The 5,768-nt window shown below is 66.9% G+C and carries 7 protein-coding genes and 1 tRNA gene; 7 read left to right on the top strand and 1 reads right to left on the bottom strand.

The features are described from left to right. Positions 1-62: 62 nt before the first annotated feature. The 4 genes from VEG08_06470 to cysS all read left to right on the top strand — a co-directional run bounded on the left by VEG08_06470 (position 63) and on the right by cysS (position 2,886). Positions 63-139, top strand: a tRNA-Val gene (locus tag VEG08_06470). Positions 140-245: 106 nt separating this feature from the next. Beyond that, the gene (locus VEG08_06465; protein HXZ27629.1) at positions 246-596 is read left to right on the top strand and encodes a hypothetical protein; all 351 of its coding nucleotides are present in this window, start codon (positions 246-248) and stop codon (positions 594-596) included. Positions 597-601: 5 nt separating this feature from the next. Then, positions 602-1,159: a CDP-alcohol phosphatidyltransferase family protein gene (locus VEG08_06460; protein ID HXZ27628.1), complete on the top strand. Its 558-nt coding sequence runs from the start codon at positions 602-604 to the stop codon at positions 1,157-1,159. 239 nt (positions 1,160-1,398) lie between these two features. Further along, the gene (gene cysS, locus VEG08_06455) at positions 1,399-2,886 is read left to right on the top strand and encodes a cysteine--tRNA ligase (GenBank protein HXZ27627.1); all 1,488 of its coding nucleotides are present in this window, start codon (positions 1,399-1,401) and stop codon (positions 2,884-2,886) included. Between the two features lie 102 nt (positions 2,887-2,988). Here cysS and VEG08_06450 read toward each other — a convergent pair whose 3' ends face one another. Further along, positions 2,989-3,960 (bottom strand): EamA family transporter, encoded by a 972-nt coding sequence (locus VEG08_06450; GenBank protein ID HXZ27626.1) that lies wholly within the window; start codon positions 3,958-3,960, stop codon positions 2,989-2,991. A gap of 367 nt (positions 3,961-4,327) precedes the next feature. Between VEG08_06450 and VEG08_06445 the strand changes: the two genes are divergently transcribed. From VEG08_06445 to VEG08_06435, 3 genes are all read left to right on the top strand, one after another. Continuing rightward, a complete protein-coding gene (locus VEG08_06445) occupies positions 4,328-4,816 on the top strand; it encodes a DUF2752 domain-containing protein (protein ID HXZ27625.1) in 489 nt (162 codons plus the stop codon). Between the two features lie 18 nt (positions 4,817-4,834). Then, entirely contained in the window at positions 4,835-5,086 is a 252-nt protein-coding gene (locus VEG08_06440; protein HXZ27624.1) for a hypothetical protein, read from the top strand. Positions 5,087-5,354: 268 nt separating this feature from the next. Further along, positions 5,355-5,768, top strand: a 414-nt coding sequence (locus VEG08_06435) for an aminotransferase class III-fold pyridoxal phosphate-dependent enzyme (GenBank protein HXZ27623.1), incomplete at its 3' end; no start/stop codon positions are given.

Raw genomic sequence — 5,768 nt, 5'->3', positions numbered from 1 at the left:
ATAGAATGAGCCTGTCCCGCCTGACGCACTCCGCGCGCGCGCTGGCGCGCCGGAGGCCCCGTAGGCCCGTAGCTCAGTTGGTTAGAGCGCTTCCTTGACACGGAAGAGGTCAGAGGTTCGAGTCCTCCCGGGCCTACCATTTTTTCCCTCCCCTGACACAGCAGCTGGTACTCAGAAACTCGGTACTCGGTACCCGCTACTCGGTACTCTTGCATTCCCGCCCCCGCCAGCGGAGAATCCTTGCCATGGTGAGCCTGCCTGAGTTGCGCGACCCCGCCTCCGGCCCCTTCGTTCCGGGGGCGCTGGTGCTGGTCACGCTCAGCAGCCCGCGGGAGAAGTTCTGGGGCGCCATCCTGGAATTGGCCCCCGCCGGCCTCAGCGTGCGCGGCATCGAACTCAACTCCTTCGAGGACGTGGCCACCATGGTCAAGGCGGGAGAGCTGGTCACCCCCGCCGCCGTCTTCTTTCCCATGCACCGCATCGAGCGCGTGGACCTGGACGCCCGCAACGGCGAGATCCCCTCGCTCGCCGAACGCTTCCGCAGCAAGACCGGACACGACTTCGCCGGGCTGCTGGCCGCCCGCCAAGGGGGCTAGTCCCGGTGCTGCGCCAGCTCCGCACCTTTCCCAACCAGCTCACCCTGCTGCGCCTGGTCTTTATCCCCTTCATCGTCATCTGCGTGCTCGACGGCGCCTGGGGCTGGGCCCTGGCGCTGTTCGTGCTCGCCGGGCTCTCCGACGGCCTCGACGGCCTGCTCGCCCGCCTGCTCCACCAGAAGACCGAGCTGGGCCGCTTCCTCGATCCCATCGCCGACAAGCTCCTGCTCTCCACCCTTTTCCTGGTGCTCTCCTTCGCCCACAAGGTGCCCTGGTACGTGACCGTGCTGGTGCTGAGCCGCGACGTCTGCATCGTGGCCATCTCCGCCACCATCTATGCCACCACCAGCTTCCGCGCCTTCCAGCCCAGTATCTACGGCAAGGCCAACACCGTGGTCCAGGTGGCCGCGCTCTTCTTCGTGCTGCTGCGCCAGATCGTGGCCGTGCCCTGGACTTTCTATGCTGCCCGCGTCGGCCTGTGGTCCACCTTCGCCCTCACCCTCATCTCCGGCATCCACTACGCCTTCGACATCGGCAAGCGTGTCCACGCAGCCAGCCAGTAGTCAGGGGTCAGGAGTCAGGAGGACTGTGTGGCACAGCCGACCCGGCTGTGCTTCCTTTGTGCCCTTCGTGTTGTCCTTCGTGTCCTTTGTGGTTGGCTTTTCAAAGACTTTCACCACAAAGGTCACGAAGGCAGACACTAAGGCCACAACGCGCTGACTCCTGACTCTCCCTTAGCGACTAGCTACCAGCTACCAGCTGCCACTACAATCATGAATTCCGGCATCAACGTCGGTCCCACATGGCTCTGCGTCTCTTCAACACGCTCTCCGGCAAAGTGGAGGAGTTCCGCCCGCGCGAGGACAAGGTGGTCCGCATGTACTCCTGCGGGCCCACCGTCTACGACTACGGCCACATCGGCAACTTCCGCACCTTCGTCTTCGTGGACCTGCTGCGCCGCTTCCTGCGCCAGAGCGGCTACCAGCTCCGCCACGTCATGAACATCACCGACGTGGACGACCGCATCATCGAGAACTCCGCCCGCCTCGGCCTGACCGTCCGGCAGTACACGCAAAAGTACGAGCAGGCCTTCCTGGAGGACTCCGAGACCCTGAATCTCGAGCGCCCCGAGATCCTGGCGCGCGCCACCGAGCACATCCCCGAGATGGCCGCCTTCATCGCCCAACTCGCCCAGAAAGGCTTCGCCTACCGCGCCGACGACGGCTCCTACTACTTCCGCATCGCCGGCTTTCCCGGCTACGGCAAGCTCTCCAAGAAGGACCTGGCGGGCATGGAAGACGGCGCCCGCGTGGATTCCGACCGCTTCGACAAGGAGGAGGCCCGCGACTTCGCCCTGTGGAAGGCGCCTAAACCGGGCGAGGCCTCCTGGCAGACCGCGATCGGCCCCGGCCGCCCCGGCTGGCACATCGAGTGCTCGGCCATGGCCCGCCAGTTCCTGGGCGACACCCTGGACATGCACCTGGGCGGCGAAGACCTGGTCTTCCCCCACCACGAGAACGAGATCGCGCAGTCGGAAGCGCTCACCGGCAAACCCTTCGCGCGCTTCTGGGTGCACGCCCGCTTCCTGCTGGTGGAGGGCGAGAAGATGTCCAAGAGCCTGGGCAACTTCTTCACCCTGCGCGACCTCATCCTGCGCGGCCACAAGCCTTCCTCCATCCGCTACCTGCTGGCCTCCGTGCCCTACACCAAGCAGCTCAACTTCACCTTCGACGCGCTGCGCGCCGCCGCCGCCTCGGTGGAGCGGCTGCGCAACTTCCGCCTGCGCCTGGAGACGGCGAAGTTCGCCGAGGGGTCGAACCCGCAGATGGCCGAGCTGGCGCGCGCTACTCAGAGCAGGGCGACCGCCGCCCTCGACGACGACATGAACACCGCCGCCGCCCTGGGTGCCGTCTTCGACCTGGTGCGCGAGGCCAACGCCGCCGCCGACGCCGGCCAGATGCGCCAGGGCGACGTCGCGCCGCTGCTGGCTGCGCTCGACCAGTTCGATCAGATCTTCGCCGTCTTGGGCGACGACGACCTGGGCAAAGTGCGCAAGGTGCTGGAATGGGCCCGGCGCGAGGGCAGGGAAAAGGACATCACCCCCGAGGCGCAGGCGCTGGCGGCCGAGGCCCAGCTCTCCGACGCCGAGGTGGAGAGGTTCATCGCCGAGCGCCAGGCCGCCCGCCAGGCTCGCGACTTCAAGAAATCGGACGCCCTCCGCGACCAGCTCGCCGCCGCCGGCATCCTCCTCGAAGACACCAAGGACGGCGTGCGCTGGAAGCGGAAGTGATTCACCGCCGAGGTCGCAGAGATCGCAGAGAAAAGGCTAAGGGCTAGGAGCTAAGAGCTACGAGCTAAGAGCTGCTTTTCGATCGCCAGATCACCCGATGTGCTAGTCCGCTCCCGGCTCGTAGGCCGGCATCTCCTCCGGCCGGGGCTGGGGCGCGGCCGCCGCGCGCGACTGCACCTTGGAGCTGTTGACCAGCGCCACCGCCGCGATGATGATCACCGTCCCCGCCAGGATGTATCCCGTCACCGATTCCGAGAGCACCAGCCAGCCCAGAAACACCGCCACCACCGGGTTGACGTAGGCGTAGGTCGCCACCTTGGCCGTGGGCACGCGGTTGAGCAGCCAGATGTAGGCGGAGAACCCCACCCAGGAGCCGAAGATGATCAGGTAGACGATGGCGCCGGCGCCGCGCAGCGTCCACACCGCCCGATGCTGGTCGCCGAGGGCGAGCGCGATGGCCAGGTTGGCCACCCCGCCCACCGTGGTCTCCCAGCCCGCCGCCACGAAGGCGTCCACCTTCAGCTCGGAGCGGCGGGAGAGCACCGAGCCCGAAGCCCAGGAGAGCGAGGCCGCGATCAGCGTCAGGCAGCCCAGCAATTCGCGTCGCCCCAGCGTGCCCGGCGCCCGCAATTCCGGCCACAGCAGCACCAGCAGCCCGCCGATGCCCAGGGCCAGCCCCAGGAAACCGCGCCCGTGCAGCCTCTCCCCCTTCAGGATCCCGGCCTCGATCAGCGTGACCCACAGCGGCACCACCGCCACGATCAGCGCGGCCAGGCCGCTGGCCACGTACTGCTCCGACCAGGCCACCACCATGTTGCCGCCGGTCAGCAGCAGCAGCCCGATGGCGGCCAGCCGCAGCCAGTCGCCGCGCGCCACCGCCAGCCGCCGCCCCTGCAGCTTGCAGACCGCCAGCAGCAGCGGTCCCGCCACTGCGAAGCGCACTCCCATAGCCAGTGGAGCGGGAACATGCTCCACCGCGATGCGGATGCCCAGGTAGGTCGAGCCCCAGAAGAAGTACACCAGCCCGAAGGCCAGCCCTACCCGCCAGCGATGCTGTCGCTCTGCCGCCGTCATGCGTTCGTCCCGAGACTTATCAGACGCGCCCGCCCTACTTTCGATTCAGGACTTCACCTCACCAGGCTAGGCGGCGGGCGCCGGCCCCCGCTATCCGGAACTTGCGCCGGATTCCCGCTGCTAGAGTCTGCCCGGCACTGAGATCCGGCAAAAGAGCCATTGCCGCGATGGTCTTGCCCGCCGGCTCACTCCGTCCCGCTGTCCGTCCCAGCGGCCGGTCCTTGCTCCTTTCAAGGACCCGATGACCCGATCACCCGATGAATAAATGCCCTTGACGTGGCCCACTTTGGTACGTACTCTCTTGGCCATTCTCCAGAGCCTGCCAACCCCGCCGGGGTCCGGCCTGCGGGAGGGGAGTGAGAGGACCGTGAGCGCATTGCCCGCAGCTGCCGTCGGTTTGCCGTCGTATGGGACGCGCCCCGCCGCCGCCCCCATTCCCGTCTTCCGCCTGCTCTTCAATCCTTTCTGCACCTGGGGAGCGCTGCTGCTGCTGCCGCTGGCCGCCCTGCTGCCCTCCGGCGGTGCCGGCATTCCGGTGTGCCTCTTTCACTCGCTCACCGGCCTGCCCTGTCCCGGCTGCGGGCTCACCCGCGCCTTTTCCTCCTTGCTCCACGGACAGGTCGGGGCCGCCTTCGCCTATCATCCCTTCGTCTTTCTTCTTCTGCCGCTGTTCGTGATCATGGCGGCCTACAACTTCTTCCCCGCCGGGGCTCGGCAAGGGCTCGAGAGCTTCTTCCGTGCCCATGACCGGGGATTCCGGCTGGGCTATCACGCAGTGATGTACGCGTTCGTGGTGTTCGGGGTGCTTCGCTTGCTGGCCGGCGCAGCCGGGGTAGGGCTTGGAATTCAAATCTGACGAGGAGAGTGTCTCTCTATGATGGCATTGGCTTTGGTGTTCAACCTGGTCGCCTTCGTCTGCGCGATCATCGTTCTGATCCACGCCTTCAAGAACGGCGGCGCGCTGCAGGGCATCCTCTGCCTGTGCGTCCCCTTCTACATCCTCTATTACATGTTCGCCAAGTTCGAGCACCCCAAGAAGAACCTGATCATCGCCGGCTACATCGGCGGCATCGTCATCGCCCTGGTGATCCAGTTCGTCTTCGTGGGCGCTTCGATGCGGCCGTAGCCTTCCGCGGGACACCTGGCGCCCCCCGGCCCCATCCCCTCGGGCCGGGGGTTCCGCCTGCCCGCGCGCGGCGCTATAATGACCGCCGGAACCGCTCCATGACCCGCGCCAGCCACAAGGCGATGCTCGCCGGTTGCCACCTGCCTCCGGCGCAGGTCCGCCCCAGCCTCTTCGGCGGCGATTAGCTCTCCTCCCGCCTCTCCGCTTTTCCTGGAAGGCCTTCATCCGCGCGCTCGCCCGCGCCCCAACCCTTTGCGAGGAGAAGAACATGGCTACCAAGGACCTGGCTCCCACCGCCGCCCCGCGCATCAAGACCGCGCTCCCCGGCCCCAACGCCCGCCGCGTGCTCGCGGGCGACCGGCAGTACATCTCGCCCTCCTACACCCGCTCCTACCCGCTGGTGGCGAAATCAGGACGCGGTGTCGTCATCACCGACGTGGACGGCAACGAATTCTTTGACTTTTCCGCCGGCATCGCCGTGACTTCCACCGGCCACTGTCACCCGGAGATCGTGGCCGCCGTCCAGAAGCAGGCCGCCGAGCTGATCCACATGTCCGGCACCGACTTCTACTACGAGAGCATGGTCACGCTCGCGGAGCGGCTCTCGAAGATCGCCCTCATGCCCGGACCGCACAAGATTTACTACGGCAACTCGGGTACGGAGGCAGTCGAGTGCGCGCTG

It is taken from the genome of Terriglobales bacterium, from assembly GCA_035624475.1.
GTDB lineage: Bacteria > Acidobacteriota > Terriglobia > Terriglobales > Acidobacteriaceae > DASPRL01.
This window is presented reverse-complemented; position numbering and strand designations above follow the sequence as displayed.